General features: G+C 29.8%; 30 protein-coding genes and 3 tRNA genes. 29 read left to right on the top strand and 4 right to left on the bottom strand.

The features are described from left to right. Positions 1 to 46 precede the first annotated feature (46 nt). The gene (locus ACTT9Y_RS03580; protein WP_440933045.1) at positions 47 to 460 is read left to right on the top strand and encodes a YbgC/FadM family acyl-CoA thioesterase; all 414 of its coding nucleotides are present in this window, start codon (positions 47 to 49) and stop codon (positions 458 to 460) included. On the opposite strand, the gene ACTT9Y_RS03575 is transcribed toward ACTT9Y_RS03580, so the two are convergent. Next, positions 455 to 1,129 carry a uracil-DNA glycosylase gene (locus tag ACTT9Y_RS03575; protein WP_440933044.1) on the bottom strand — a complete coding sequence of 225 codons (675 nt, stop codon included), beginning with the start codon at positions 1,127 to 1,129 and terminating at the stop codon, positions 455 to 457. The two genes, ACTT9Y_RS03580 and ACTT9Y_RS03575, sit on opposite strands and share 6 nt — an antisense overlap. A gap of 2 nt (positions 1,130 to 1,131) precedes the next feature. Here ACTT9Y_RS03575 and ACTT9Y_RS03570 point away from each other — a divergent pair, with 2 nt between their 5' ends. The 3 genes from ACTT9Y_RS03570 to ACTT9Y_RS03560 are packed head-to-tail and all read left to right on the top strand — an operon-like array spanning position 1,132 to position 2,454. Continuing rightward, the gene (locus ACTT9Y_RS03570; protein ID WP_440933043.1) at positions 1,132 to 1,689 is read left to right on the top strand and encodes a histidine phosphatase family protein; all 558 of its coding nucleotides are present in this window, start codon (positions 1,132 to 1,134) and stop codon (positions 1,687 to 1,689) included. 17 nt (positions 1,690 to 1,706) lie between these two features. Then, on the top strand, positions 1,707 to 2,324 hold the full coding sequence (locus ACTT9Y_RS03565) for a hypothetical protein (protein WP_440933042.1): 618 nt from the start codon (positions 1,707 to 1,709) through the stop codon (positions 2,322 to 2,324). Then, positions 2,314 to 2,454, top strand: coding sequence for a hypothetical protein (locus tag ACTT9Y_RS03560; RefSeq protein ID WP_440933041.1), 141 nt, complete (start codon positions 2,314 to 2,316; stop codon positions 2,452 to 2,454). Before ACTT9Y_RS03565 ends, ACTT9Y_RS03560 begins: the two co-directional genes overlap by 11 nt. Here ACTT9Y_RS03560 and ACTT9Y_RS03555 read toward each other — a convergent pair. Genes ACTT9Y_RS03555 through ACTT9Y_RS03545 form a run of 3 tightly spaced genes read right to left on the bottom strand, consistent with a single transcriptional unit; the run spans position 2,451 to position 3,293 of the window. Continuing rightward, the gene (locus tag ACTT9Y_RS03555) at positions 2,451 to 2,873 is read right to left on the bottom strand and encodes a hypothetical protein (RefSeq protein WP_440933040.1); all 423 of its coding nucleotides are present in this window, start codon (positions 2,871 to 2,873) and stop codon (positions 2,451 to 2,453) included. The genes ACTT9Y_RS03560 and ACTT9Y_RS03555 overlap by 4 nt on opposite strands. Continuing rightward, positions 2,860 to 3,033 carry a hypothetical protein gene (locus ACTT9Y_RS03550; RefSeq protein WP_440933039.1) on the bottom strand — a complete coding sequence of 58 codons (174 nt, stop codon included), beginning with the start codon at positions 3,031 to 3,033 and terminating at the stop codon, positions 2,860 to 2,862. The genes ACTT9Y_RS03555 and ACTT9Y_RS03550 overlap by 14 nt, the downstream gene beginning before the upstream one ends. An 8-nt stretch (positions 3,034 to 3,041) precedes the next feature. Further along, positions 3,042 to 3,293, bottom strand: coding sequence for a DUF1289 domain-containing protein (locus ACTT9Y_RS03545; protein WP_440933038.1), 252 nt, complete (start codon positions 3,291 to 3,293; stop codon positions 3,042 to 3,044). Positions 3,294 to 3,394: 101 nt separating this feature from the next. On the opposite strand from ACTT9Y_RS03545, the gene ACTT9Y_RS03540 reads away from it, so the two are divergent. The 25 genes from ACTT9Y_RS03540 to ACTT9Y_RS03420 all read left to right on the top strand — a co-directional run bounded on the left by ACTT9Y_RS03540 (position 3,395) and on the right by ACTT9Y_RS03420 (position 26,988). Continuing rightward, positions 3,395 to 3,479, top strand: a tRNA-Leu gene (locus ACTT9Y_RS03540). Positions 3,480 to 3,489: 10 nt separating this feature from the next. Next, a complete protein-coding gene (tig, locus tag ACTT9Y_RS03535) occupies positions 3,490 to 4,920 on the top strand; it encodes a trigger factor (protein WP_440933037.1) in 1,431 nt (476 codons plus the stop codon). A 32-nt stretch (positions 4,921 to 4,952) separates the two neighbouring features. Continuing rightward, complete coding sequence (clpP, locus tag ACTT9Y_RS03530; RefSeq protein ID WP_440933036.1) at positions 4,953 to 5,564, top strand: ATP-dependent Clp endopeptidase proteolytic subunit ClpP; 612 nt, start codon at positions 4,953 to 4,955, stop codon at positions 5,562 to 5,564. A gap of 92 nt (positions 5,565 to 5,656) precedes the next feature. Then, positions 5,657 to 6,925 (top strand): ATP-dependent Clp protease ATP-binding subunit ClpX, encoded by a 1,269-nt coding sequence (gene clpX, locus ACTT9Y_RS03525; RefSeq protein WP_440933035.1) that lies wholly within the window; start codon positions 5,657 to 5,659, stop codon positions 6,923 to 6,925. 60 nt (positions 6,926 to 6,985) lie between these two features. Then, entirely contained in the window at positions 6,986 to 9,364 is a 2,379-nt protein-coding gene (gene lon / locus ACTT9Y_RS03520) for an endopeptidase La (protein WP_440933034.1), read from the top strand. Between the two features lie 262 nt (positions 9,365 to 9,626). Then, positions 9,627 to 9,702, top strand: a tRNA-Val gene (locus tag ACTT9Y_RS03515). 13 nt (positions 9,703 to 9,715) lie between these two features. Then, positions 9,716 to 9,792, top strand: a tRNA-Asp gene (locus tag ACTT9Y_RS03510). 156 nt (positions 9,793 to 9,948) lie between these two features. Next, positions 9,949 to 10,317 (top strand): NADH-quinone oxidoreductase subunit A, encoded by a 369-nt coding sequence (locus ACTT9Y_RS03505; protein ID WP_440933033.1) that lies wholly within the window; start codon positions 9,949 to 9,951, stop codon positions 10,315 to 10,317. A gap of 14 nt (positions 10,318 to 10,331) precedes the next feature. Continuing rightward, positions 10,332 to 10,847 carry a NuoB/complex I 20 kDa subunit family protein gene (locus ACTT9Y_RS03500; protein WP_440933032.1) on the top strand — a complete coding sequence of 172 codons (516 nt, stop codon included), beginning with the start codon at positions 10,332 to 10,334 and terminating at the stop codon, positions 10,845 to 10,847. Positions 10,848 to 10,849: 2 nt separating this feature from the next. Then, positions 10,850 to 11,455 (top strand): NADH-quinone oxidoreductase subunit C, encoded by a 606-nt coding sequence (locus tag ACTT9Y_RS03495; protein ID WP_440933031.1) that lies wholly within the window; start codon positions 10,850 to 10,852, stop codon positions 11,453 to 11,455. Next, complete coding sequence (locus ACTT9Y_RS03490; protein ID WP_440933030.1) at positions 11,439 to 12,614, top strand: NADH-quinone oxidoreductase subunit D; 1,176 nt, start codon at positions 11,439 to 11,441, stop codon at positions 12,612 to 12,614. Before ACTT9Y_RS03495 ends, ACTT9Y_RS03490 begins: the two co-directional genes overlap by 17 nt. After that, a complete protein-coding gene (nuoE, locus tag ACTT9Y_RS03485; protein ID WP_440933029.1) occupies positions 12,611 to 13,219 on the top strand; it encodes an NADH-quinone oxidoreductase subunit NuoE in 609 nt (202 codons plus the stop codon). The genes ACTT9Y_RS03490 and nuoE overlap by 4 nt, the downstream gene beginning before the upstream one ends. Then, positions 13,212 to 14,543, top strand: coding sequence for an NADH-quinone oxidoreductase subunit NuoF (gene nuoF / locus ACTT9Y_RS03480; protein WP_440933028.1), 1,332 nt, complete (start codon positions 13,212 to 13,214; stop codon positions 14,541 to 14,543). The genes nuoE and nuoF overlap by 8 nt, the downstream gene beginning before the upstream one ends. Then, positions 14,536 to 16,563: an NADH-quinone oxidoreductase subunit NuoG gene (nuoG, locus tag ACTT9Y_RS03475; protein ID WP_440933027.1), complete on the top strand. Its 2,028-nt coding sequence runs from the start codon at positions 14,536 to 14,538 to the stop codon at positions 16,561 to 16,563. Before nuoF ends, nuoG begins: the two co-directional genes overlap by 8 nt. 1 nt (position 16,564) lies before the next feature. Further along, on the top strand, positions 16,565 to 17,563 hold the full coding sequence (gene nuoH, locus ACTT9Y_RS03470; protein WP_440933026.1) for an NADH-quinone oxidoreductase subunit NuoH: 999 nt from the start codon (positions 16,565 to 16,567) through the stop codon (positions 17,561 to 17,563). Positions 17,564 to 17,565: 2 nt separating this feature from the next. Further along, positions 17,566 to 18,051, top strand: a complete 486-nt coding sequence (gene nuoI / locus ACTT9Y_RS03465; RefSeq protein WP_440933025.1) for an NADH-quinone oxidoreductase subunit NuoI — start codon at positions 17,566 to 17,568, stop codon at positions 18,049 to 18,051. Between the two features lie 2 nt (positions 18,052 to 18,053). After that, the gene (locus ACTT9Y_RS03460) at positions 18,054 to 18,686 is read left to right on the top strand and encodes an NADH-quinone oxidoreductase subunit J (protein WP_440933024.1); all 633 of its coding nucleotides are present in this window, start codon (positions 18,054 to 18,056) and stop codon (positions 18,684 to 18,686) included. Next, the gene (nuoK, locus tag ACTT9Y_RS03455; protein WP_034390394.1) at positions 18,682 to 18,990 is read left to right on the top strand and encodes an NADH-quinone oxidoreductase subunit NuoK; all 309 of its coding nucleotides are present in this window, start codon (positions 18,682 to 18,684) and stop codon (positions 18,988 to 18,990) included. Before ACTT9Y_RS03460 ends, nuoK begins: the two co-directional genes overlap by 5 nt. Positions 18,991 to 18,992: 2 nt before the next feature. Continuing rightward, positions 18,993 to 20,903 carry an NADH-quinone oxidoreductase subunit L gene (gene nuoL, locus ACTT9Y_RS03450; protein WP_440933023.1) on the top strand — a complete coding sequence of 637 codons (1,911 nt, stop codon included), beginning with the start codon at positions 18,993 to 18,995 and terminating at the stop codon, positions 20,901 to 20,903. Further along, complete coding sequence (locus ACTT9Y_RS03445) at positions 20,903 to 22,384, top strand: NADH-quinone oxidoreductase subunit M (protein WP_440933022.1); 1,482 nt, start codon at positions 20,903 to 20,905, stop codon at positions 22,382 to 22,384. The genes nuoL and ACTT9Y_RS03445 overlap by 1 nt, the downstream gene beginning before the upstream one ends. A gap of 1 nt (position 22,385) precedes the next feature. Further along, complete coding sequence (nuoN, locus tag ACTT9Y_RS03440; RefSeq protein WP_440933021.1) at positions 22,386 to 23,804, top strand: NADH-quinone oxidoreductase subunit NuoN; 1,419 nt, start codon at positions 22,386 to 22,388, stop codon at positions 23,802 to 23,804. Then, positions 23,804 to 24,340, top strand: coding sequence for a biotin--[acetyl-CoA-carboxylase] ligase (locus ACTT9Y_RS03435; protein ID WP_440933020.1), 537 nt, complete (start codon positions 23,804 to 23,806; stop codon positions 24,338 to 24,340). Before nuoN ends, ACTT9Y_RS03435 begins: the two co-directional genes overlap by 1 nt. Beyond that, positions 24,340 to 25,083 carry a type III pantothenate kinase gene (locus ACTT9Y_RS03430; RefSeq protein ID WP_440933019.1) on the top strand — a complete coding sequence of 248 codons (744 nt, stop codon included), beginning with the start codon at positions 24,340 to 24,342 and terminating at the stop codon, positions 25,081 to 25,083. Before ACTT9Y_RS03435 ends, ACTT9Y_RS03430 begins: the two co-directional genes overlap by 1 nt. Before the next feature lies 1 nt (position 25,084). Further along, entirely contained in the window at positions 25,085 to 26,743 is a 1,659-nt protein-coding gene (locus ACTT9Y_RS03425) for a ribonuclease J (protein WP_440933018.1), read from the top strand. Continuing rightward, the gene (locus ACTT9Y_RS03420) at positions 26,743 to 26,988 is read left to right on the top strand and encodes a DUF1467 family protein (protein WP_075484785.1); all 246 of its coding nucleotides are present in this window, start codon (positions 26,743 to 26,745) and stop codon (positions 26,986 to 26,988) included. Before ACTT9Y_RS03425 ends, ACTT9Y_RS03420 begins: the two co-directional genes overlap by 1 nt. Position 26,989 lies beyond the last annotated feature (1 nt).

Genomic DNA, 26,989 nt, shown 5'->3' with positions numbered 1-26,989 from the left:
TCTAAGTTTCTATTAATTTTTTTTATTTATTTGATATTATTAATTTATGCATAAAAGCTTTACTCATAAAGTGAAAGTGTATTATGAGGATACAGACGCTGGTGGTGTTGTGTACTATGCTAATTATTTAAAATATTTAGAAAGAGCTAGAACTGAAGCGTTATCAACTATTGGATTAAGCAATAGAAAAATAAAAAATGATTATGGTGCTCTTATAATAGTTAAATCATGTAATATTGAATATAAAAAATCTTCACATTTAGAAGATGATTTGCAAATTAAATCTTTTGTAGAATCTACATCAAAAACTTCTTTTTTAATGAACCAATCAATATTTAAAGATGAGGAATTGATAGTAGAAGCTAAAATTTATCTAGTTTTTATAAATGAAAAATTTAAGCCAGTTAAAATTCCAGAAAAAATCTTATCTGATTTTAAACCCTATACTTCTGGTTTATAGATACTTTCTAACTTTTTTTAATAAATCTACAATCATTCTTTCAGATATAAGCTTGGTATTTACATTTCTGGGGCTAGGGTGATAACAGGCAATTAATTTAATATTTCCTGGTAGTAAATAGGATTTTCCGTGAATAAATTTTATCTTTTCTTTTAAATTGTATTTTTTTTTATAAATTTTAACACAATTATCAAATGCCACTTTTCCCAAAGCAATAATAGTTTTTAATTTTTTTAAATTATAAATCTCACTATGAAAGTATTTTGAACAATTATTAAGCTCTTCTATTTTAGGTTTGTCTCCTGGAGGAACACATTTTAAAATGTTAGTTATATATGTTGATTTTAATTTAAGACCATCATTAAGATTTTCTGAATTTGGTTGGTTTGAAATTTTAGCTTTAAATAAACATTTAAATAAAAAATCTCCAGATTTATCTCCTGTGAACACTCTTCCTGTTCGTGTGCCTCCATGGGCTGCTGGAGCCAATCCAATTATTAAAATTTTCGCATCAATTGCACCAAAACCTGTGACTGGTTTTCCCCAGTATGTTTCGTTTATATTTTGTTTTCTTTTTTCTGTTGAAATTTTTTTTATAAAATCAACAAGCCTTGGACATTTTTTACATTTAAGAATTGTATTATTTAAACTATCTATTTTAATATTCATAAATGAAAATTTTAAATTTTTTAGTCATAATATTTATATGTATTAATCCCTCAGTTAAAGCAGATTCAAAAAAAACTTTAATTGAAGAACTGCGAAAGGGTGGAAAATTAATTTTCATAAGACATGCGTATGCACCTGGTGGTGGTGATCCAGATAATTTTGATATTAACGATTGTACAACTCAAAGAAATTTAAGCGATAGTGGCAGAGCACAATCGCAAAAAATTGGTAATTTTTTTAAGGAAAATAAAATTTTAATAGGAAAAGTCTATTCTAGTGAATGGTGCAGATGCATAGAAACTGCATCTATTGCTTTTAAAAAATATGAAACTAAAAATTTTCTCAACTCTTTTTTTAGTTCAAAATTTGCAAATAATAGAAAAAAGCAAATTCTTGATTTTGATAAATTTATTAGTTCTTGGGATAAAAATAAAAATTTAGTTTTTGTTACACATTATGTAGTAATTTTTGAAATTTTAAATTATGCACCGTCATCTGGGGAGATTATCGTAGCAGATAAAAATTTAAAATTAATTGATTCAATTAAGATAAAATATTAGTTTAAAATTTATTAAGTATGAATTTAAAAAAATTATTTCAAAATTTTTTTTATAAAACTTCAAAATATTCACAAGCAGGTCAAGATTTGTTTGCTTTAGAGCTTTTTGGAGATGAGGGTTCTTATATAGATATTGGCGCAGGAGTTCCAATAAAAGATAACAATACTTATAAGTTAGAAGTCGAGCATAATTGGAAAGGGTATTCAATTGAAATTCTAGAACATTACAAAGATCTTTGGAAAAATTGTAAAGAAAGAAAAAATAAAATTTATTGGGTAGATGCATTAACTTTTGATTACAAAAAAGCAATTATAGAAAATAATTTAAATTCAAATATCGATTTTTTATCATGTGATATTGATCCTCAAGAAAAAACTTTTTTAGCATTAAAAAAATTAATTAATGATGGAATTAAACCAAAATTAATTACTTTTGAGACAGATTTTTACCGAGAAGAAATAGATTATTCAATTTTAGCATACGATTTTTTAAAACCTTTTGGTTATAAATATGCTGTAAAAAATGTTTATTCTAACTTAAAAAAACGAAAAATTTTTGAAACATGGTTTATTAAAAGTGATATAAAATTTGAAACATTAGATTACAGCAAATGGGTAAAAAAAAATGTCTTCTAAACGTGCAATGAAACAAGCTCAAAAACAAGCTTTTGCTAAGCATAGATCAAATATCATAAATAATAGATTTGAAAATAAGAAAAAATTTCAAACAAAAAATAAAGAAGAAGAAAAAAAAAATAAAAACTAACTTTCTTGATCAAATTTCTCTATTTTTTTACAAGTTGACATTTTTGATAAACTTTCAACATCGTTTAAAACAGCTTTGATATAAATATCTGGTTTATCTTTTTCAAATAATATTTGAGTATAAAATTGTGGATACCCATGTTTTAATGTAAGTATTTTTCCATTTTCCTCATAAATATTTCTAACATATGAGTTTTTCTTTTTAACGCTTAAATCGGTGATCTTATATTTTTGATAAGTTTTTTCATTATAAACATAATTTCTTGTCATAATTAATTCATTCAGATTCAAAATATATTCATTTTTTAAAAAACTATCCTCCTTATGATCACATTTACTTAATACAATAATCTCTGATTGTGAATTTAAAGAAATAAAAAAAAATGATAAAAAAAATATTAAAAATTTATTTTCTCTCATTTTTATCTACAAAAAATAAAGCAATAATAAATATTACAGTCCATGCAAATACAGATAATGTTTTTAAAGGAGTAGTATCTACACCCCAAACATCAAAGAATAAAGCACCAATAATTATACCTACAGCATAGATAATACTTACAATTTTAACTTTACTCATAGTTTAAATTACTCTTTAATTAAATTTTTCTTGAAAAGAGACATACCATTCTTGATTTTATAGGAATAAGACTCCCTAAAACTCTCTAGCTGCCAACCAGTAAGCCTTTTTTCAATTTCGATTATATTTTCTTTTTTCCAATCATCAGTTGTTTCTTCAAGCTTCCAAAGTCTTTTTTCCTCATTACTTCTTCCACAACCATAACAATAGCCTGTTGATGGATCAGTTTTGCAAATGCTTATGCAAGGTGAAATAATCATTTTCTATAAATTAGTATAAATTTTATTAGATAAATAGATAATTTTTTAACAATTGTCATTGGACAAATAGTTTCAATAATATATAAAACCTCATAATTTGTGGGGCGATGGCGGAATTGGTAGACGCGTTGGTCTTAGGAACCAATATGGCAACATGTGAAGGTTCGAGTCCTTTTCGCCCTACCATAAAAATATTATGAAAGTTACATTAGAAAATAAAAAAGGTTTAAATAAAGATCTTAAAATTTTTATCGACAAAGAGACAATGAACTCTTATATGGATGAAAAATATGAAGAGATCAAAGGTAGTGTAAATCTGAAAGGATTTAGACCAGGTAAAGTTCCAAAAGAAATTTTAAAAAGACAATTTGGCAAAGCAGTTTTTGGAGAAGTTTTAGATAAAGTTTTAAAAGAAACATCAACTAAAGCATTAGAGGACAATAAGATTAAACCAGCTGGTCAACCAAAACTTGATTTAAAGACATACGGTGAAGACAAAGATTTAGAATATGTTTTATCAGTTACTGAGCTACCAAAAGTAGAAATTAAATCTTTAGAAAATATTAAATTTGATGAATACACTGTAAAAATTAATGATAGTGAAACGGATAAAAGAATAAAAGAAATTGCCAAAAACCAACCAAATTTTAAAGAAGTAAGTGCTGATACAAAAGCTAAAAAAGGTGATTTAGTATCTTTAGATTACAAAGCAACTGTTGATGGTAAAGATTTTAAAGGTAGTGAAGGAAAGAACACCCAGCTAACTTTAGGTAAAGACCTATTTTTAAAAGGCTTTGATGAACAATTGATTGGAGTTAAGAAAGATGATGAAAAACTTGTAGAAGCAACTTTGCCAGAAAATTTTCCTGAAAAAGAATTAGTAAATAAAAAAGCTAAATTTAATTGTAAAATTTTAAGCGTTAAACAATCAGAAGAATTAAAAATTGATGATGATTTTGCAAAAAATTTAGGAGCAAAAGATTTAAAAGATTTAAAGACATTAATTTCAAAACAAATTAATGATGAATATAAAAATTCATTAGATCAGTTATCTAAAAATCAAATTTTAAAAGAAATAGAGAAAATTAAAATAGATGAAGTTCCAGAAAATTTAATTGAAGAAGAGGTTAAAATTTTATCTCAAGGTATGCCAGAAGAAGAAATAAAGAAAAATAAAAAAAACTTTGAAGATAAAGCAAAAACAAGAATTAAAACTGGTTTAATTTTAAACGAGTTTGGTGAAAGAAATCAAATCAAAGTAACAGAACAAGAGATTCAAGCTGAAGTACAAAAACAACTAAGAATGATGCCAGGACAAGAAAAAATGGTAATGGATTTTTATCAAAAAAACCCATCGGCATTAGCTAGTTTAAGAGGAACCGTATATGAAGAAAAAATTCTAAATTTAATTAAAGAAAAAGGTAAAGCTAATAAGAAAGAAATTTCAAAAGAGGAAGCTGAAAAAATCCTGAAAGAGGCTCATAAAAATGATCATGATCTTAGTAAAGAAAAAAAAGAAATGAAGAAAAAATCCCCCACAACATCTGCTAAAGAAAAAAAACCAGCAACTAAAAAGGCAAAATCAAAGCCGGCAGCAAAAAAGACAAAAAAAGTTAGCAAAAAGTAATCTCAAGTTGTATAAGTAGAACGAATCAACTTATGACAACAAAATTATCAGAACATATGAGTAATCTTGTACCAATGGTTGTTGAACAATCTAGCAAAGGTGAAAGAGCTTATGATATTTATTCAAGATTATTAAAAGAAAGAATTATTTTTTTAACAGGTCAAATTAATGACAACGTTGCATCATTAATTACTGCTCAATTATTATTTTTAGAAGCTGAAGATCCAAAAAAGGAAATTTATTTATACATAAATAGCCCAGGAGGTTTGGTTACGGCAGGACTTGGTATTTATGATACAATGCAATATGTGAAACCAGATATTTCCACTTTATGTATTGGGCAAGCAGCTTCAATGGGCTCTTTCTTGCTCGCAGCTGGTACAAAAGGAAAAAGATTTTCATTACCAAATTCAAGAATAATGGTTCATCAACCCTCTGCAGGTTTTCAGGGTCAGGCAACTGATATTGAAATTCATGCTAACGAAGTTTTGTCTTTGAAAAAAAGGCTTAATGAAATTTATTCTAGACACACTGGAAAAAGTGTTGATGAAATAAAATCTGCTCTTGAAAGAGATAATTTTATGACAGCAGATGTCGCACAATCTTTTGGTCTTATTGACGAAGTAGTAGAAAAAAGATCTTAATACACAATATATTGAGTCATTATTAATCGAAACTTGATTAGTGTGAGTCTTCTATAATAAAGTAATAAAATTGATTCGTTATAAAAAATAAAATGACAACAAATAACAAAAATATTCTTTACTGTTCTTTCTGTGGCAAGAGCCAACATGAAGTAAGAAAGTTGATTGCTGGCCCAACTGTTTTCATATGTGATGAATGTGTTGAGCTATGTATGGACATCATAAAAGAGGAGAGCAAAGATACTTTTGTAAAACATCAAGATGGTCTTCCATCTCCAAAAGAAATTTGTTCAGTATTGGATGATTATGTAATTGGTCAAGCACATGCAAAAAAAGTTTTATCTGTAGCTGTTCACAATCATTATAAAAGATTAAATTATGAAAGCAAAACGAGCAAAAATGTTGAGCTATCGAAATCAAATATACTTTTAGTAGGTCCTACAGGTTGTGGAAAAACATTACTAGCTCAAACTCTTGCTAGAATTCTAGATGTTCCATTTACAATGGCTGATGCAACCACTCTAACAGAAGCGGGTTATGTTGGAGAAGATGTTGAAAATATTATTTTAAAATTATTACAAGCATCTGACTATAATGTTGAAAAAGCTCAAAGAGGAATAGTTTATATTGATGAGGTTGATAAAATTAGTAGAAAATCTGAAAACCCATCAATCACTAGAGATGTATCTGGAGAAGGTGTTCAGCAAGCGCTTCTTAAAATAATGGAAGGTACAGTTGCAAGTGTTCCTCCTCAAGGTGGTAGAAAACATCCTCAGCAAGAATTTTTACAAGTGGATACAACAAATATTTTATTTATTTGTGGAGGTGCTTTTGCAGGCCTTGATAAAATAATATCTCAAAGAGATAAAGGGACTTCAATTGGTTTTGGTGCAGATGTAAAAAATACACAAGATAAAAAAACTGGTGAATGGATGAAAGGATTAGAGCCAGAAGATTTATTAAAATTTGGATTGATACCAGAATTTATTGGAAGACTACCAATGATAGCAACACTTGAAGATTTAGACGAAAAATCTTTAATAAAAATATTACAAGAACCTAAAAATTCTTTAACAAAGCAATATCAAGAGCTGTTTAAATTAGATGGTGCTAAACTGATATTTAAAGAAAATGCTCTAAAAGAAATAGCCCAAAAAGCTATTAGCAAAAAAACTGGAGCAAGAGGCTTGAGATCAATTCTAGAAAATATTTTGTTGAAAACAATGTACGATCTTCCGAGTCAAGATAATATTGAAGAAGTTATTGTTGATGCTGGTGCTGCAAAAGGACAATCACAACCAATCTTAGTTCATTCTAAAGGTGACAATAAATCTAAGTCAAATAAGACCACAGCGGCTTAATATCCTTAATAAATAGCAAAAACCTATTGCATTATAAAATATAATATCCATATTAATCTCATGGACGTTAAAATTACATTACCGTTGTTACCACTAAGAGACATCGTGGTTTTTCCTAGTATGGTTATTCCTTTGTTTGTAGGAAGAGACAAATCCATTTCAGCTCTAAACGAAGTGATGAAAAAAGATAAAAAAATTATTCTTGTTACACAAAAAAATTCAGAAATAGATGATCCAAAGAAAACAGATGTTTTTATGTATGGTTGTGAAGGGAGTATTTTACAATTATTAAAATTGCCTGATGGTACAGTTAAAGTTTTGGTTGAAGGTATTAAAAGAGTAAAAATTTTAGACTTTAAGGATAATGAAAAGTTTATTACATGTGATTACACACACTATAACGATGTTTCATCTAAAGATGAGGATTTATTTCCTTTAGCGGCTACAGCTTTAAGAAGATTAGAAAAATTAACTTCTGTAAATAAAAAAATTTCTAATGAAACCATAAACACAATTAAACAATTAAAAGACCCATCACAAATTGCAGATAATATCGCATCTCACATAACAGCAACGATTTCTGAAAAACAGCAAATTTTTGAAACTGTTGATGTAAAGAAAAGGTTAAACGCCATTATTAAAATAATGGAAAATGAAACGAGTATTATTGGTGTTGAAAAAAGAATTAGGGGCAGAGTTAAAACTCAGATGGAAAAAACACAAAGAGAGTATTATTTAAATGAGCAACTAAAAGCTATTCAAAAAGAACTTGGCGAAATTGAAGACGGTAAAGATGAAACAACCAGTCTAAATAAAGCAATTACAAAAGCCAAGATGCCAAAAGAGGTAGAGAAGAAGTGTCTACAAGAATTAAAAAAGTTAAAAAATATGAGTCCAATGTCTGCTGAGGCAACAGTTGTGAGAAATTATTTAGATTGGATGATTGAACTTCCGTGGCATAAAAAAAGCGAAGTAGATATAGATTTAAAGAAAGCTCTGGATATTCTTGATAAAGATCACTTTGGATTGGAAAAAGTAAAAGAGAGAATAATAGAATTTTTAGCGGTTCAAAAAAGAATGGAAAAAATCAAAGGACCAATTTTATGTTTAGTTGGACCTCCAGGAGTTGGAAAAACCTCTTTAGGAAAATCAATTGCAAAAGCTACAAATAGAGAGTTTGTTAGAATGTCTGTTGGTGGGATGAGAGATGAAGCAGAAATAAGAGGTCACAGAAGAACATATATCGGATCTTTGCCTGGAAAAATTATTCAGATGATGAAAAAAGCTGGAACAAAAAATCCGCTAATTTTATTAGATGAGATAGACAAAATTGGTAATGATTATAGAGGTGATCCGTCATCAGCATTATTAGAAGCTTTAGATCCTGAACAGAACACAACATTCAATGATCATTATTTAGAAGTTGATTATGATTTATCCGATGTTATGTTTGTAACGACTGCTAATACCTTAAATATTTTACCTCCTTTACTGGATAGAATGGAAGTAATTAGACTAGCAGGTTATACTGAGGATGAAAAAATTAGTATTGCAAACAAATATTTATTACCAAAACAAATCAAAGATAATGGTGTTAAAGAAAAAGAAATGAAGTTAGATGACGATATTATAAAAGAAGTCATTAGGGGATACACAAAAGAGTCAGGTGTAAGAAATCTTGAAAGAGAAATTTCTAAACTTGCAAGAAAAGTTGTTAAAAAAATTGTGGCTGGTGAAGAAAAAGAAGTTGGAATAAACAATAAAAATTTATCTGATTTTTTAGGTGTTCCCAAGTTTAAATTTGGAGAATTAGAGGCTGAAAATAGAGTAGGTATAGTTACAGGGCTTGCTTGGACTGAGTATGGTGGAGAAATTTTAAAAATTGAAACTGTTACAATGCCAGGAAAAGGAAGAATGCAAATCACTGGCAAATTAGGTGACGTTATGCAAGAGTCAGTTAAAGCAGCAAAATCTTTTGTAAGGTCAAAATGTTTAGAGTATGGAATTATACCACCAATTTTTGAGAAAAAAGACTTTCATATTCACGTCCCTGAAGGAGCAACACCAAAAGATGGTCCATCTGCAGGTATTGGTATGGTAACATCAATTGTTTCCTCAATAACCAAGATTCCTGTGAGAAGGGATGTAGCTATGACGGGAGAAGTGACTTTAACAGGCCAAGTATTGCCAATCGGTGGGTTAAAAGAAAAATTATTAGCAGCTCATAGAGCTGGAATTAAAGAAGTATTGATACCGAAGGAGAATGAGAAAGACCTAGTCGATATGCCTAAGAAAATTACAGATGATATCAAAATCACTCCAGTTGAATATGCTGATCAAGTAATAAAAATAGCTCTTACAAAAGAACTTAAACCAACAGAATGGGTTGAGGTAGAAATTTCTAAAAAAGACGATAAATCTCAAGCTAGTATTCAATAAGTTATATTTACCGTGGAAATTGGGATATATTTAATATTTTTTATTTTAGTTTTATTCTATATTTTTAAGCCAATCAGCAAGTTAGAGGAAAAAAATTTTAAAAATAAGAACAATTGGCGTGGTGGTTTTTAAATTTATGAGAATAAATTAATTTTTATTTGAATTTAAATATTTAAAAAGATTAAGTATTTAGCTATTTTTCAACATTAATAGAACTTGACGTCAGAAAACTAAAGGATATAAATCACTATATTTTGGTAAAGGGCGGTTAGCTCAGTTGGTAGAGCATCTCGTTTACACCGAGGGGGTCAAAGGTTCGAGTCCTTTACTGCCCACCAAAAATTGATAAGTGGGGGTGTAGCTCAGTTGGTTAGAGCGATCGCCTGTCACGCGATAGGTCGAGGGTTCGAGTCCCTTCACTCCCGCCACTTTTTAGCGAATCTGTCATAAATTATTAAACTATTGATATTGTTATGTTTTTCAGCCTACTTGATATAAGTAATTGAAATTATTCACTTTTTTTTAATTGAAAATGTGACGTATCTACCCTTCAACAACAAATAAAAACTGATATATAAACACGCATGTTATCTGATTTTCTTAAAGATTACTTACCAATAATAATATTTTTATTATTAGCTCTGGGGTTAAGTTGCGCTTTTGTGGTTGTAAATTTCATTCTATCACCAAAAAAACCTGATCCCGAAAAACTTTCAGCTTATGAGTGTGGCTTTGAACCTTTCGAGGATTCAAGAATGGAATTTGATGTCAGATTTTATTTGGTTGCAATTTTATTTATTATTTTTGATTTAGAGATAGCATTTTTATTTCCATGGGCAATATCTCTAGGAAATATTGGATTATTAGGTTTTTCATCAATGATGATTTTTTTATTCATACTTACAATAGGTTTTATTTATGAATGGAAAAAAGGTGCTTTAGACTGGGAATAAAATTATAAACCACAATGAATAATAAAATAGATCAAGTTCCTGAGGAATTTAAAAAACTTGCAGAAGATTTCAGTAAGAATGGTTTTATAACTACATCGCTTGATAATTTAATTAACTGGTCAAGATCAGGATCTCTTCATTGGATGACTTTTGGTTTAGCTTGTTGTGCCGTTGAAATGATGCAAACAGCTATGCCGAGATATGATTTAGAAAGGTTTGGAGCAGCTCCAAGAGGTTCCCCAAGACAATCAGATGTAATGATAGTTGCAGGCACTTTGACAAATAAAATGGCACCAGCTTTACGAAAAGTTTATGACCAGATGCCTGAACCAAGATATGTAATTTCTATGGGTAGTTGCGCAAACGGGGGTGGGTACTACCATTATTCATATTCTGTTGTTAGAGGTTGTGATCGAATCGTTCCTGTAGATGTTTATGTGCCAGGATGCCCCCCTTCAGCAGAGGCACTGTTATATGGAATACTTCAATTACAAAAAAAAATTAGAAAAAAAGGATCTTTTATTAGATAATTATGAAAAGTTTAGAAGATCTAGAAAAAAAAATTAATTCTGAGTTAACTACCAAAATTAACAATACAGATATAAAACACAATCAAATTTATATAGAAATAGATAAAGATGATATGATTGATGTCTCTTTATTTTTAAAAACAAATCAAGATACTAAATTTAGACAACTAATAGATATAACAGTTGTTGATTACCCAGAAAAAAATCAAAGGTTTGAAGTAGTATATTTGTTTTTAAGCCATGAATTTAATCAAAGATTAATTGTAAAATACCCTATTGCAGAAAATGAAGTTATCCCATCATTAACTAGTATTTTTCCTTCAGCAAATTGGATGGAGAGGGAAGTATTTGATATGTATGGAGTATCTTTTAAAGATCATCCTGATTTAAGAAGGATACTAACGGATTATGGATTTGAAGGTCACCCGTTAAGAAAAGATTTTCCATTAACTGGGCACTCAGAGGTCAGATATAGCGAGGATCAGAAAAAAGTAATTAACGAACCAGTTAAGTTGGAGCAAAATTATAGAAATTTCGATTATGAAAGTCCTTGGGAAGGAACAAAATATATTAAAGAAGAGATTGAGAACAATGACAAAAAAAATTAAAAATTTAAATTTAAATTTTGGCCCACAGCATCCTGCAGCCCATGGTGTTCTTAGATTAATTCTAGAGCTTGATGGAGAGGTAGTTGAAAAGGCAGATCCTCACATCGGTTTACTTCATAGGGGAACAGAAAAACTTATAGAAAACAAAACTTATATGCAGGCAGTTCCTTATTTTGATCGTTTGGACTATGTAGCACCAATGAATCAAGAACACGCTTTCGCATTAGCGATTGAAAAAATACTTAAAATAGATGTTCCAATTAGAGCACAATACATAAGGGTTATATTTTGTGAAATTGGAAGAATTTTAAGTCATATTTTAAATGTTACAACTCAAGCTCTAGATGTTGGTGCACTTACACCTTCGCTTTGGGGTTTTGAGGAAAGAGAAACGTTGATGACATTTTATGAAAGAGCTTCAGGATCTAGGCTTCATGCGAATTATTTTAGAGCAGGGGGTGTTCATCAAGATCTGCCAAAAGGTTTAGAGGAAGATATTGCAAAATTTTGCGAAACTTTTCCAAAAATAATCAATGATTTAGAAAGTTTGTTAACAGACAATAGAATTTTTAAACAACGAAATGTCGATATTGGAGTAGTCACGAGAGAAGATGCTTTAGATTATTCTTTTTCAGGAGTTATGATTAGAGGATCAGGTGTTCCATGGGATTTAAGAAAATCTCAACCTTATGATTGTTATCAAAGTTTAGACTTTAAGATTCCGGTTGGAAAAAACGGAGATTGTTACGACAGATATTTATGCAGAATTGAAGAAATGAAAGAAAGTGTTTCAATTATTAAACAATGTCTATCTAAAATGGAAAAGGGTCCAATCAAATCATTAGATGGTAAGATAAGCCCACCACCTAAGGCAGAAATTAAACAATCAATGGAAGCTTTAATACACCATTTTAAACTTTTTACAGAAGGCTATAGAGTTCCAAAAGACGAAATTTATACGGCTGTTGAAGCTCCAAAAGGAGAATTTGGTGTTTACTTAATATCTGATGGTTCAAGTAAACCTTATAAATGTAAAATAAGAGCACCAGGATTTTCACATTTGCAATCAATGGATCATTTAATTAAAGGTCATATGTTAGCTGATGTTCCTGCAGTATTAGGTTCTTTAGATATTGTTTTCGGTGAGGTAGACAGATGAGTTTAAGAAGACCCGCTAAAGATCAACCAAAGAGTTTTGAGTTCAATGCTTCATCATTAGAGGAAGCAAATGTTATTGTTGCAAAATATCCTGAAGGTAAACAGCAAAGTGCCGTAATGGCCTTACTTTATATTGCTCAAAAACAAAATAATAATTGGATACCTTTAGCTGCAATGAAGTACATCGCTAAGTTTTTAGATATGCCTTACATTAAAGTTTATGAGGTAGCTACTTTTTATACAATGTATAATTTAGCTCCTGTAGGCAAATACTTTGTTCAAGTATGTACCACAACACCTTGTATGATAAGAGGTGCAAATCAATTAGTTGAGGCTTGTAAGGAAAAAATTTCTGAAAACGAATGTGAATTATCAAACGACAAAAGTTGTTCTTGGATGGAAGTTGAGTGTTTGGGAGCATGCGTTAATGCTCCAATGATGCAAATTAATGATGATTATTACGAAGATTTGGATAAACAAAAAACTTTAGATATTTTAGATAAAGTTTTAAATGGAGAAACTCCAAAACCTGGTTCATACAGAGGAAGAGTAAATAATGAACCAGAAAATAACAGAAAAACTTTAATGGATTTAAAAAATGCTTAAAGATCAAGATAGAATTTTTCAAAATTTATACAATGATAATGGCTCAGATTTATCTTCATCAAAAGAGAGAGGTGATTGGGTTAATACAAAAGAAATTACTAACAAAGGAAGAGACTGGATAATTAACGAAATTAAAGAATCTCAGTTAAGAGGTCGAGGTGGGGCAGGATTTCCTACAGGTTTAAAATGGTCATTTGCGCCAAAAGAAGTTGGATCTAGACCACACTATTTAGTTATTAACGGTGATGAATCAGAGCCAGGAACTTGCAAAGATAGAGATATTCTAAGATTTGAGCCTCATAAGTTGATTGAAGGTTGTTTAATAGCATCTTATGCAGTTCAAGCACATGTTTGTTACATTTATATAAGAGGAGAATATTTTATTGATGGCCAAAAACTTCAGGTTGCAATAGATGAAGCTTATGAGAAAAAACTGTTAGGTAAAAATGCAGCAGGTACTGGTTGGGATTTAGATATTTATATTCATTATGGTGCTGGAGCATATATTTGTGGAGAGGAAACAGCTTTATTAGAAAGTATCGAAGGTAAAAAAGGACAACCAAGATTAAAACCACCATTCCCTGCTTTAATTGGTCTTTATGGATGTCCAACAATTATTAATAACGTAGAAACTATAGCTGTAGTCCCAACAATTCTTAGAAGAGGTGGAAAATGGTTTGCTTCTCTTGGAAGAGAAAAAAATACAGGGACAAAAATATTTTGCATATCTGGAAATGTAAATACACCGTGCAATGTTGAGGAAGAAATGAACATTCCTTTAAAAGAATTAATTGAGGTTCACGCAGGTGGTGTTATTGGAGGTTGGGATAATCTACAAGCAGTAATTCCTGGTGGTTCATCAATGCCTCTAATTCCAAAAGAGAAATGTGAAACATTAACTATGGATTTTGATTCACTTATGGCTGAGAAAAGTGGTTTAGGAACAGCAGGCATAGTGGTCATTAATAAAGATCAGGACATAATTAAATGCATGGCAAGAATAGCAAGATTTTATAAACATGAAAGTTGTGGACAATGTACACCATGTAGAGAAGGTTCTGGTTGGATGTGGAGAATGCTTGAGAGAATGGCAAAAGGTGATGCAACGAAGGATGAAGTAGAAATGTTAGGTGATGTTACAAACCAAATTGCAGGACATACTATTTGTGCTTTTGGAGAAGGTTCATCCTGGCCAGTTCAAGGATTGCTTAGACATTTTAAAAAAGAAATTGAGAAAAGAAACAATTTGGATCCTATTGTTCAAAAGAAAAACAATATTCCATATTTGGTAGATCAACATTTATTAGATAAAAAAAATGCTTAAATTAAAAGTAAATGAAATCGAGGTTGAAGTTGAAGAAGGATTAACTGTCCTTCAAGCTTGTGAAAAAGCTGGTGTCGAAATACCAAGATTTTGTTACCATGAAAAATTATCGATAGCAGGTAATTGTAGAATGTGTTTAGTTGAAATGGAAAAATCTCCTAAACCGATTGCCTCATGTGCTATGCCAGCTGCCGATGGTATGAATATTAAAACGAATACTGCTTTAGTAGAAAAAGCTCGTAAGGGGGTGATGGAATTTTTATTAGCTAACCATCCCTTAGATTGTCCAGTATGTGATCAAGGTGGTGAATGTGATCTTCAAGATCAATCAATGTACTATGGAGTAGACAAATCAAGATTTAAAGAAAACAAAAGAACAGTACCTGAAAAAAACATGGGACCATTGATTAAAACTCAAATGACAAGATGTATTCACTGTACGAGGTGCGTGAGATTTGCAACGGAAGTTGCTGGAGTTCCAGAGCTTGGTGCTATTGGAAGAGGTGAAGATATGCAAATAACAACTTATCTAGAGCAATCAATGCAATCTGAATTGTCTGCTAACGTAGTAGATTTATGTCCAGTAGGCGCACTAACATCAAAACCCTATGTATTTGAGGCTAGACCATGGGAATTAAAGAAAACTGAAACAATTGATGTAATGGATGCAATAGGCTCAAATGTAAGGGTAGATACATATGATTGGGAAGTCAAAAGAGTACTTCCAATTATAAATGAAGATATTAATGAGGAATGGATCTCAGATAAAACAAGATATGCTTGTGATGGTCTTCTACATCAAAGATTAGATACTCCATTTATCAAATACAACAGCAAGTTTGAAAAGGCTTCATGGGATGAAGTGTATAAAATAATTAAATCCAAACTTGAAAACACATCAAAAGAAAAAATATGTGGTTTTGTTGGTGATTTAAATAATATGGAGACTAGTTATATTTTTAAAGAATTTTTTGATCGTACAATTGATATTAAAAATTACGAGTCAAGATCTGATAACAGATTTATAAATACTTCAAAAAGAGAAAACTATTTATTCAATTCTTCTATAAATGGCATTGAAGAAGCAGATTTAATTTTTATAGCAGGTGCAAACCCAAGATATGAAGCAACTATTTTAAATGCTAGAATTAGAAAAGCTTACTTAAACAACAATACAAAAATTATTTCACTTAATGATGTTGGTGATTTAACTTATCCTTACCAAAGTTTAGATGGTCAAACGCAAACTTTAAATAATATTCTTGAGGGGAATCATGACGCATCTAAAGAAATTATTAATTCAAAAAAACCAATAATTATTATTGGTGAGTCTCTACTTAGATTAAAGTCTTCAGAATTTTTGTTTAATAAAACAAAAGAATTTTTATCAAAAAATAATAAAATTTCAGATGAATGGAACTCTTTAAATGTTTTATCAACTGATGCAGCAACAGTAGGAAATATTGATCTTGGAATAATTAATAATGAAAATAATTTAATAAGTGGTTTAAAAGAACATAAATTTGATATTGTTTATCTTTTAGGCCAAGATAATTTACAATTTGATAAAAAAGACGAATTTGTAATTTATCAAGGTAGCCACGGTGATAAAGGTGCCGAGTCAGCTGATATTATTTTGCCAGGTGCTGCTTATACTGAACAAGATGGATACTTTACTAATCTAGAGGGAAAAATTCAAAAAGCTTATAAAGCATCATATCCACCGGGTGAGGCAAAAGAAGATTGGCAGATAATTAATGAACTAGCTGAGTTTATGAATAATAGAAAATTATTTAATGATAAAGATGAATTAGAAAGCAGCATGTTTAACTATTTAAATTTACAAAAAGAAAAACAAGTAAATCAGATTAATAATTCTACTAATGAATTTAAAAATGAAAATTTAACAATCAATGTAAAAGACTATTATTTTTCAAATGTAATTGCCAGGTCATCAAAAACGATGGTTGAATGTAATAACTCTAAATTAAATTTAAAATCAACAGGTACAGAAGGTTAATATGGAATACTTGAGCATAGTTTTTCAGGAAGTTTATAAGATTTTATTCTTACTAGTTCCAGTTCTTGTTTCTGTAGCAATGGTAGTTTGGCTAGATAGAAGAGTTTGGGCTTTTGTTCAAAAAAGACAAGGACCTAATGTTGTTGGTCCATTTGGCTTACTACAATCTTTAGCTGATGCTTTAAAATATATATTTAAAGAAATCATCATTCCATCTAGTTCAAATAAAGTAATTTTCATACTGGCCCCTATAGTCACGATGACCTTAGCTTTAATTGCTTGGGCTGTAATTCCATTTAGTGCAACTCAGGTTTTGGCTGATATAAATGTTGGAATTCTTTACTTATTTGCTGTTTCCTCACTAGGTGTCTATGGAATAATAATGGGCGGATGGGCATCCAATTCTAAGTATCCTTTTCTTGGGGCAATTCGCTCTGCAGCTCAAATGGTATCCTATGAAGTTTCAATTGGGGTAATAATTATCAATGTTTTACTTTGTGTTGGTTCATTAAACTTAAATGACATTGTTATTGCTCAACAAAATATGTGGTTTGTAATTCCATTATTTCCAATGTTTGTAATATTCTTTATTTCAGCTTTAGCTGAAACTAACAGACCACCTTTTGATTTACCAGAGGCAGAAGCAGAATTGGTGGCTGGATATCAAACAGAATATTCAGGAATGATGTATGCTATGTTTTGGTTAGGTGAGTATGCAAACATTTTATTAATGTGTGCAATGGGGGCAATATTATTCTTAGGTGGCTGGATGTCTCCAATTGATGTTTATCCATTTACTTTAGTTCCAGGTGCCATATGGTTAATATTAAAAATTCTTCTTTTATTTATTCTTTTTGCTTTAGTCAAGGCGATAGTACCTAGATACAGATATGATCAATTAATGAGACTTGGATGGAAAGTATTTCTTCCTCTTTCTTTAGTTTGGGTAGTATTAACAGCTAGCTATTTATTTTATTTTAATCTTTTACCAGTGAATTAATAATGAAAATCTCAAGATTTTTTAAAACAATATTTATGACAGATTTCATTGGTGGCTTGTTTATTGCTACTAAAGAATTATTTAAATCAAAAAAAACAATTAATTACCCTTTTGAGAAAGGTAAAATAAGTCCTCGTTTTAGAGGTGAACATGCTTTACGAAGATATCCAAATGGAGAAGAGAGATGTATAGCTTGTAAATTATGTGAAGCAGTATGTCCTGCACAAGCAATAACTATCGAGTCAGCTGAAAGAGAAGATGGAAGTAGAAAAACTACACGTTACGATATTGATATGATGAAATGTATTTATTGTGGTTTATGTGAAGAGTCTTGTCCAGTAGATGCAATAGTACAAGGTCCAAATTTTGAATTTTCAACAGAAACACGAGAAGAACTTTATTATACAAAAGAAAAGTTATTAGACAATGGTGATAGATGGGAGAATGTTTTGGAGGCAAATATTAAAGCTGACAATATCCATAGATAAAAATGATTGCACACGCTATTTTCTTTTATACATTTTCTATAATTGCTGTTGTTTCAGCTATAATGGTTACTGCTTCGAAAAATACTGTTCACTCAGTATTTTTCTTAATTCTTGATTTCATAAGTATTTCTTGTCTTTTTATAATGATTGGTGCTGAATTTTTGGGAATGATAATGCTAATTGTTTATGTTGGGGCCGTTGCAGTTCTGTTTTTATTTGTTGTTATGATGTTAAACGTAGCCCAACAAAAAAACCAATGGTTTGCGGGTCAACAAAGTTCCAAACATATCCCTGTGGGATTAATTATCAGTACGCTTATATTCGTTGAAGTAATAATTGTAATTGGTGGTTGGAAATATAAACCAGAAATTTTTGATATTAACAATTCACTTGCTAATACAAGTGTAAGCAACACCCATTCATTGGGCCAAATTTTATACACTGATTATATTCATGTGTTTCAAATAAGTGGAATGATCCTACTAGTAGCTATGATTGGAGCTATAGTATTAACTTTTAGACAAAGATCTGGAGTTAAAAGACAAAGTTATATCAAACAGATATCTAGAGAAAGAGTAGAAGGTGTTGAGGTGTTAGAAGTTCAGAGCAACAAAGGAGTTAAAATAGATGATTGATATAGGTTTAGGACATTATTTGACTTTAGGTGCTGTTATTTTCTCAATTGGAGTAATTGGTATTTTTCTTAATAGAAAGAACATCATTGTTATATTAATGAGTATTGAACTGATATTACTTGCAGTAAATATCAACCTAGTTGCTTTTTCTATTTATTTGGGTGATTTGGCAGGACAAGTCTTTACTTTATTTATTCTTACAGTTGCGGCAGCAGAAGCAGCCATAGGATTAGCAATCATTGTTGTATATTTCAGAAATTCAGGAACAATACGAGTTGAAGAAATAGATAAGTTAAAAGGATAATCATGGAACTATCAATTATATTTCTTCCACTTATTGCTTCAATTATCTCTGGTTTTTTTGGAAGATATATCGGTGATAGAAACTCAGAAATAGTAACTAGTTTACTTGTTTCAATATCTGCCCTTTTATCAATTTATGTTCTGTATCAAGTAATTGTAAATCAATACGAAGAAAATATTGTTATAGCAACATGGATAAGCTCTGGATCACTTGATGTAAATTGGTCAATGCTAATTGATCCATTGTCAGCTGTAATGTTAGTAGTTGTAACGTCTGTATCTGCTTTAGTACATATCTATTCAATTGGTTATATGTCTCATGACCCTCATAAGCCAAGATTTATGGCTTACTTATCATTATTCACTTTTGCAATGTTGATGCTTGTAACATCAGATAATTTTATTCAATTATTTTTTGGCTGGGAAGGTGTTGGTCTTTGTTCTTATTTCTTAATTGGTTTTTGGTTTAAAAAAGAAAGTGCAAATGCTGCAGCAATAAAAGCATTTGTTGTTAACAGAGTAGGTGACTTTGGTTTTGCTTTAGGAATTTTTTTAATATTTTATTTATTTGGAACTGTTAATTACTCTGAAGTTTTTCAACAAATTCCAACTGTTGTAGATAAAAATTTATCCTTTTTAGGTTTTGAAGTTAAAGCAATAGATCTAATTTGTTTACTTTTATTTATTGGAGCAATGGGAAAATCTGCGCAGATATTACTGCATACTTGGTTACCTGATGCTATGGAAGGTCCAACACCTGTTTCTGCATTAATTCATGCAGCAACGATGGTAACAGCTGGTGTTTTCTTAGTTGTAAGATGTTCCCCAATCTATGAATATTCACCATTGATACTAAATTTTATAACTATCGTTGGAATGACTACAGCCTTCTTTGCAGCAACCGTCGCTCTAGTTCAAACAGATATAAAAAAAATTATTGCTTACTCTACATGCAGCCAACTTGGTTATATGTTTTTTGCAGCTGGAGTAGGTGCATATAATGTTGCTATGTTTCACTTATTTACTCATGCATTTTTCAAAGCTCTATTATTTTTAGGATCTGGTTCAGTAATCCATGCATTTAAAGATGAGCAAAATATAAATTACATGGGAGGTGTATGGAAGAAGTTACCATATACCTATACTTTAATGATAATAGGAACACTTGCATTAACAGGTTTTCCATTTTTATCAGGATTTTACTCTAAAGACGCAATTATAGAATTTGCATATTTAAAAGGTAATACCACTGGTTATTATGCTGCTGGGATTGGAGTAATTACAGCATTTTTAACATCTATTTATTCATGGAGATTAATTTTTAAAACTTTCCATGGAGACTATAACAATAAAGAGGTCAAGATAGAAGAAACACATGAGTCTCCATTAGTAATGCTTGTTCCTTTATTTATCCTCTCAATAGGAGCTGTGTTCGCTGGTTTTCTATTTAAAGGACTATTTATTGGTCATGGTGAGAATTTATTCTGGGCAGAGTCTATTAAGTTCTTAGAGCCTTTGAGTACTGAGCACCCACCCTTATGGTTTTTACTTTTAACACCTTGTTTAGTTTTAGTATCTATTCCAATTGCTTATTACTTATTTGTAAAAAACAAAGAGCTTCCTAATTCAATAGTTTTTATGAACAAACCTTTGTATAATTTTTTAGTAAACAAATGGTATTTTGATGAGTTGTATGATGTTTTGTTTATTAAATCCTCAAAAAAACTAGGTCTATTTTTATGGAAATTTTGTGATGGAACTATAATAGATGGTTTTGGTCCTGATGGAATTTCTTCTTTTATAAAAAAATGTTCAATCAAAGCAACCAAATTTCAAAGTGGTTTTATCTATCAATATGCATTTGTAATGTTGTTAGGTTTCTCTGCTTTACTAACTTTTTTAATAATTAAATAATGAATTTTCCTATTCTTTCTTCTTTAATATTATTGCCAATAGTTGGTGCTTTATTTTTATTTTTTACTAAAGATAAAGATGGAAATAATTACACAGCTAAATATGTTGCTTTATTTACAACTGTAGTTAATTTTTTAATTTCGATTTATCTATGGTTTACTTTTGACCAATCAACTTCCAGTTTCCAATTTGTAGAAGATAGAACATGGATTGAAGGATTTATTAATTATAAAGTTGGTGTTGATGGTATTTCAATTTTATTTATTATATTGACTACATTTATAACACCCCTTTGCATTATATCTGTAAATAATTCTGTTAAAAATAGATTAAGAGATTTTTTAATTGCAATTCTAATCATGGAAAGTTTCATGATTGGTGTTTTCTGTGCACTTGATTTAGTTGTATTCTATTTATTTTTTGAAGCCGGATTGATCCCAATGTTTTTAATTATTGGTATTTGGGGAGGCGCAAGAAGAGTTTATTCAGCGTTCAAGTTTTTTTTATATACACTATTAGGATCTGTTTTAATGTTGGTTGCAATAATTTCAATTTATTGGATTACAGGAACAACTGACGTAGTTCAACTATATGAAATTGGTATTGATGTTAAATATCAAAATCTGTTGTGGTTAGCATTTTTTAGTTCTTTTGCTGTTAAAACACCTATGTGGCCAGTTCATACATGGTTACCTGATGCTCACGTTGAGGCTCCTACCGCTGGGTCTGTTTTGTTAGCTGCCATATTATTAAAGATGGCTGGATATGGTTTTATAAGGTTTTCTTTAGGTCTTTTCCCAGTTGCATCAGAGGTATTTACACCTTTAATTTACACCTTGAGTGTTATAGCAATCATATTTACTTCACTGATAGCTTTAATGCAGGAAGATATGAAAAAGTTGATTGCTTATTCATCAGTAGCGCATATGGGTTTTGTAACTTTAGGTATATTCACTTTGCAACAACAAGGAATTGAAGGAAGTATAATTCAAATGATAAGCCATGGCTTAGTTTCAGCAGCATTATTTTTAACTGTTGGTGTAGTTTATGACAGAATGCATTCTAGATTGATAAGTACGTATGGTGGACTAGTTTCTGTAATTCCAAAATATTCAATATTATTTATGTTATTTGCTTTAGCGTCTCTTGGTTTACCTGGAACAAGTGGATTCATTGGTGAGTTTTTAATATTAATGGGAGCTTTCAAGGATAATTTTTTAGTAGCTGTTATAGCTAGTATTGGGGTGATTTTAGGAGCTGCATACATTTTATGGCTATATAAAAGAGTAGTATTTGGAAAATTAACTAATGAAGATCTTAAAAAAATGTTAGATTTAAATAGATCTGAATATTTTATTTTATCTTGTTTAGCTGTACCAATCTTATTTTTTGGTTTTTATCCCGATCCATTAATTAACACTATTGAAGTTTCTGTCACTGATTTAATTAATGCACATAACACAAATATAGCTAGTAAATAATATGGAAAATTTAAATTTAATATTACCTGAAATTTTTATTTCTCTATCAATTATGTTTCTACTTATTCTGGGTGTGTTTAAAAAAGATAGTTCAAAAATTACTTTCACTTTATCTTTGTTTGCAATTTTAATTACAACTATAATAGCAATAAATGAAACTTTCTCTGTTACTAGAGAAACTTTATTTAATGAAAGTGTCGTGATTGACACCATGTCTTCGCTAATGAAAATTATAACTTTAATTGGAGGTTTTTTAGTTTTAGTTATCTCATCAACTTATTTAAAAACATTTAAAATATACAATATCGAATACCCTGTTTTAATTTTGAGCTCTATTCTTGGTATGATGGTGATGATAAGTTCAAATGATTTAATTGTTTTTTATATGGGCCTAGAATTACAGTCATTAGCTCTTTATGTTTTAGCTACATATAACAGGGATCAATTAAAATCATCAGAAGCTGGTTTGAAATATTTTGTTTTAAGTGCACTGTCTTCAGGATTATTGTTATATGGATGCTCATTAGTATATGGTTTTTCAGGTTCAACCAATTTTGATATAATATCAAATCAATTAAATTCTAATGAATATGTTTTAACATTTGGAATTGTGTTCATATTAGTTGGTTTAGCATTCAAAATTTCTGCAGTTCCATTTCACATGTGGGCACCTGATGTTTACGAAGGGTCACCAACAACTGTAACTTTATTTTTTACAATAGTTCCAAAGATCGCTGCTTTAACTGTATTTATAAGATTTTTATATGTTCCTTTCTTAAATTTAATTGATCAATGGCAAATGATAATAATTTTCTTGTCAATAGCTTCCATGGTTTTTGGAGCGGTTGCTGCAATAGGGCAAACCAATATTAAAAGACTAATTGCTTATAGCTCTATAGGACATATTGGTTACACATTAGCAGGATTAGCCACAGTTTCGAACGAAGGAATTCAAAGTTCAATAATCTATATTTCAATTTACGTAGTTATGAATTTAGCTCTTTTCTCTTGTCTATTGATGTTAAGAAGAAAAGATCAATATTATGAGGATATTGAGGATCTCTCAGGATTATCAAAAAACCATCCACTTTTATCTTTATGTATGCTTGTAATACTTTTTTCTTTAGCAGGTATTCCGCCTCTAGCAGGTTTCTTTGCTAAGTTTTATATTTTTAAAGCTGTATTAGAACAATCAATGTTTTTCTTAGCTATCGTTGGATTGTTATCTACTGTAGTTGCGGCTTTTTATTATTTAAGAATTATAAAAATAATTTACTTTGATAAAGAAAAAGATAAATACGATACAGACCATAGCTTATGGTTAAAATTTTCACTTACAGTTTCAACGATATTAATTCTTTTATACTTCATATTCCCTAGTCAGTTAATAGAAGTTGTTTCAAGAATTGATATCATTTGATGAAATTAAGAAAATTTAAATTTAAAAAAGTTAAAAGCACAAACAATACTGCAATTAGAATTATCAAAGAAACTAAATATAACCTAGGTATGGTTGTTGCTGAAACACAAGTAAATGGTAGAGGACAGTATGGAAGAAAATGGATATCATCAAAAGGAAATTTATTTATCTCTTTTTTCAATGAACTAAATAAAACGAAACTATCTATTAACGCTATAACAAAAATCAATTGTCTTTTAGTCAAAAATTTACTTTCATCATTTACAAGTAAAAAAATTTTATTTAAAAAACCGAACGACTTACTAATAGATAAAAAAAAAATTAGTGGTATTTTACAAGAAGTCATATTTGTAAGAGATAAAAAATTTTTAATTACTGGTATAGGCATAAATATTAAAAATAATCCAATTATAAGAAATTATCCTGCTACAAACTTGCAAGAGGTAACTAAAAAAAGTATTAGTAAATTAATTGTAGAAAATAAACTAAAACAACTTTTTGAAAAAAATTTATCTAAACTGTATAAAATTAAATAATGTATATTCTAGGCGATATTGGTAATACGGAAACAAAATTATGTATTGTTTCTAAAAATAAAATTTCAAAAAAAATTACTTTTTTATCAAAATCTATAAATAACAAGCAACTTAATATTTTATTTAAAAAAAACAAAATTCAATTAAATAAAATTGAAAAAATATTATTTTGTAGTGTTGTTCCAAAAACATTTTCTATAATTAGTAAATTTTTATCGAAAAAAATTAAATTAAAATGCTATGAGGTTAAAAAACTAAACCTTAAATCACTTATAAAAATCAAAGTAGATTTTAAACAGATAGGCTCAGATAGAATTACCAATGCTATAAGTTTAATGAACAATAAAAATAATTTTATAATTTTAGATTTTGGTACGGCAACAACTTTTGATGTACTAATTAAAAATACTTATTATGGAGGAATTATTGCCCCAGGTGTCAGATTATCTCTTAATACTTTGTCTGACAAAGCAACTCTGATTCCAAAAATAAATTTAAAAAAGATTAATAAAGTTATTGGCAATAATACAGTCTCAGCTGTTAGATCAGGCTTTTTTTGGGGTTATGCGGGTTTAATTGACAATATTATTAATTTAATTAAGAAAGAGACCGGAAAATCTTTTAAAGTAATTATTACTGGTGGATTTTCAAATTTATTTAAAAATTCAATAAAAACGAAAGCAAGTTACAACCAAGATATTACAATTAAAGGCTTAATAAAAATTTCAAAACTAATTAAATAATATGAAAGATGAACTATTATTTTGTCCCTTAGGTGGATCAGGCGAAATAGGAATGAATATGAATTTGTTTGGCTATGGACAGCCTAGTGATCATAAATGGATTATGGTTGATATAGGGGTAACATTTGCAGACGATACTATTCCAGGTGTTGATTTAATTTATCCAGATCCAGGATTTATAGTAGAAAGAAAAGATAATTTATTAGGAATAGTTTTAACTCACGCACACGAGGATCATATAGGTGCAATTGCTCATCTATGGCCAAAATTACAATGTAAAATTTTTGCAACTCCTTTTACAGCTGTATTAATTCGAGAAAAATTTAGAGAAAAACAAATCGATATAACTAATGATTTACAGATTGTTGAGTTAAATGGAAAGGTTTCTTTAGACCCATTTGAAATTGAATACATTACTTTAACTCATTCTATATTAGAGCCAAACGGACTTAGAATAAAAACTCCTGCAGGAGTTATTTTGCACACTGGAGATTGGAAGGTTGACCCAAATCCTTTGATTGGAGACAATATTAACGAAAAAAGATTAAAAGAAATTGGTGAGGAAGGTGTGCTAGCAATGATTTGCGACTCAACAAATGTTTTTAGCGCTGGTAGATCAGGTTCAGAATTAGATGTAAGAAAAAACATGTTAAACGTTATGTCTCGATTAAAAAAAAGAATTATCATAACATCTTTTGCTTCAAACGTAGCTAGAATGGAGACCGCTTTTTATTGTGCAGAACAAACAGGCAGACAAATCTCTTTAGTTGGAAGATCAATGCATCGTATTTATAAAGCTGCACGTCAATGTGGATATTTAAAAAATACAATTGAACCAATTGATCCAAGAGAAGCTAAAAATTTTTCAAGAGAAAAAATTGTGTATTTGTGTACCGGAAGCCAGGGCGAACCTATGGGTGCAATGATGAGAATTTCTAGTTATGTTCATCCAGATGTTTTTATTGAAAAAGGGGATGCTGTAATTTTTTCTTCAAAAATCATACCTGGTAATGAAAAAAAACTTTATAAACTTCACAACCAACTTGTTAAGGATGGAATAGAAGTAATATCTGAAGAAACCGAATTTGTTCATGTTTCTGGGCATCCAAATAGAGAAGATCTTAAAGAGATGTACCAATGGGTAAAACCTAGATGTGTAATACCAGTACACGGCGAACATAGGCACATGATAGAACACATTAATTTTGCAAAAGAAATGCAAGTGCCACATCCAGTTCAAGTAGAAAATGGTGATATTGTTAAGTTATATCCAGGTGAAAAACCTGAAGTATATGACAAGGCCCCGAGCGGCAGACTTTATTTAGATGGTAGTGTAAGCGTTGATCCAGATTCACAATCGATAAAAGATAGGAAAAATTTAAGTGCTAATGGATATCTTGAGGTAACAATAATGATTACACCTAAAGGTAATATACACAATAACCCTATTCTTTCATTTCGTGGTTTACCTGTAGATGATCGAGATGATTTTGTTTATGGATTAGAAGAGGAAATAGAGAAAACCTCTAGAACTTTTAAAATTGGAAGCAAACAACAAGAACACAATCTTATTGACGCATTAAAAATTGCCTGTAGAAAGTTTTCAAAAGAGAGAACAGGGAAAAAACCTTTTACAAATATCAATTTAGTAAGAATTTAATGAGCGCAACAGGCTTAGCTATTATCTATATAATTATATGGTGGATAGTTTTTTTTGCTATTCTACCTATTGATGTGAATCGAACAAAGACTGTAAAAATTGACGGTGAGGATCCTGGATCACCTGAAAATCCAAAAATGCTGAAAAAATTCCTTTATTGCACTGGAATTACTACTGTCATTTTCATAATAATTTACTTATTAATTAAATTTGAATATTTAAATTTAAGAAATATGATTAATTAAG

It is taken from the genome of Candidatus Pelagibacter sp. (genome assembly GCF_052049995.1).
Lineage (GTDB): Bacteria > Pseudomonadota > Alphaproteobacteria > Pelagibacterales > Pelagibacteraceae > Pelagibacter.
This window is presented reverse-complemented; position numbering and strand designations above follow the sequence as displayed.

Coding starts and splice junctions, on each gene's coding strand:
- ACTT9Y_RS03580 (WP_440933045.1), top strand. CDS start 47: ATGCATAAAAGCTTTACTCATAAAGTGAAAGTGTATTATGAGGATACA.
- ACTT9Y_RS03575 (WP_440933044.1), bottom strand. CDS start 1,129: ATGAATATTAAAATAGATAGTTTAAATAATACAATTCTTAAATGTAAA.
- ACTT9Y_RS03570 (WP_440933043.1), top strand. CDS start 1,132: ATGAAAATTTTAAATTTTTTAGTCATAATATTTATATGTATTAATCCC.
- ACTT9Y_RS03565 (WP_440933042.1), top strand. CDS start 1,707: ATGAATTTAAAAAAATTATTTCAAAATTTTTTTTATAAAACTTCAAAA.
- ACTT9Y_RS03560 (WP_440933041.1), top strand. CDS start 2,314: ATGTCTTCTAAACGTGCAATGAAACAAGCTCAAAAACAAGCTTTTGCT.
- ACTT9Y_RS03555 (WP_440933040.1), bottom strand. CDS start 2,873: ATGAGAGAAAATAAATTTTTAATATTTTTTTTATCATTTTTTTTTATT.
- ACTT9Y_RS03550 (WP_440933039.1), bottom strand. CDS start 3,033: ATGAGTAAAGTTAAAATTGTAAGTATTATCTATGCTGTAGGTATAATT.
- ACTT9Y_RS03545 (WP_440933038.1), bottom strand. CDS start 3,293: ATGATTATTTCACCTTGCATAAGCATTTGCAAAACTGATCCATCAACA.
- tig (WP_440933037.1), top strand. CDS start 3,490: ATGAAAGTTACATTAGAAAATAAAAAAGGTTTAAATAAAGATCTTAAA.
- clpP (WP_440933036.1), top strand. CDS start 4,953: ATGACAACAAAATTATCAGAACATATGAGTAATCTTGTACCAATGGTT.
- clpX (WP_440933035.1), top strand. CDS start 5,657: ATGACAACAAATAACAAAAATATTCTTTACTGTTCTTTCTGTGGCAAG.
- lon (WP_440933034.1), top strand. CDS start 6,986: ATGGACGTTAAAATTACATTACCGTTGTTACCACTAAGAGACATCGTG.
- ACTT9Y_RS03505 (WP_440933033.1), top strand. CDS start 9,949: ATGTTATCTGATTTTCTTAAAGATTACTTACCAATAATAATATTTTTA.
- ACTT9Y_RS03500 (WP_440933032.1), top strand. CDS start 10,332: ATGAATAATAAAATAGATCAAGTTCCTGAGGAATTTAAAAAACTTGCA.
- ACTT9Y_RS03495 (WP_440933031.1), top strand. CDS start 10,850: ATGAAAAGTTTAGAAGATCTAGAAAAAAAAATTAATTCTGAGTTAACT.
- ACTT9Y_RS03490 (WP_440933030.1), top strand. CDS start 11,439: ATGACAAAAAAAATTAAAAATTTAAATTTAAATTTTGGCCCACAGCAT.
- nuoE (WP_440933029.1), top strand. CDS start 12,611: ATGAGTTTAAGAAGACCCGCTAAAGATCAACCAAAGAGTTTTGAGTTC.
- nuoF (WP_440933028.1), top strand. CDS start 13,212: ATGCTTAAAGATCAAGATAGAATTTTTCAAAATTTATACAATGATAAT.
- nuoG (WP_440933027.1), top strand. CDS start 14,536: ATGCTTAAATTAAAAGTAAATGAAATCGAGGTTGAAGTTGAAGAAGGA.
- nuoH (WP_440933026.1), top strand. CDS start 16,565: ATGGAATACTTGAGCATAGTTTTTCAGGAAGTTTATAAGATTTTATTC.
- nuoI (WP_440933025.1), top strand. CDS start 17,566: ATGAAAATCTCAAGATTTTTTAAAACAATATTTATGACAGATTTCATT.
- ACTT9Y_RS03460 (WP_440933024.1), top strand. CDS start 18,054: ATGATTGCACACGCTATTTTCTTTTATACATTTTCTATAATTGCTGTT.
- nuoL (WP_440933023.1), top strand. CDS start 18,993: ATGGAACTATCAATTATATTTCTTCCACTTATTGCTTCAATTATCTCT.
- ACTT9Y_RS03445 (WP_440933022.1), top strand. CDS start 20,903: ATGAATTTTCCTATTCTTTCTTCTTTAATATTATTGCCAATAGTTGGT.
- nuoN (WP_440933021.1), top strand. CDS start 22,386: ATGGAAAATTTAAATTTAATATTACCTGAAATTTTTATTTCTCTATCA.
- ACTT9Y_RS03435 (WP_440933020.1), top strand. CDS start 23,804: ATGAAATTAAGAAAATTTAAATTTAAAAAAGTTAAAAGCACAAACAAT.
- ACTT9Y_RS03430 (WP_440933019.1), top strand. CDS start 24,340: ATGTATATTCTAGGCGATATTGGTAATACGGAAACAAAATTATGTATT.
- ACTT9Y_RS03425 (WP_440933018.1), top strand. CDS start 25,085: ATGAAAGATGAACTATTATTTTGTCCCTTAGGTGGATCAGGCGAAATA.
- ACTT9Y_RS03420 (WP_075484785.1), top strand. CDS start 26,743: ATGAGCGCAACAGGCTTAGCTATTATCTATATAATTATATGGTGGATA.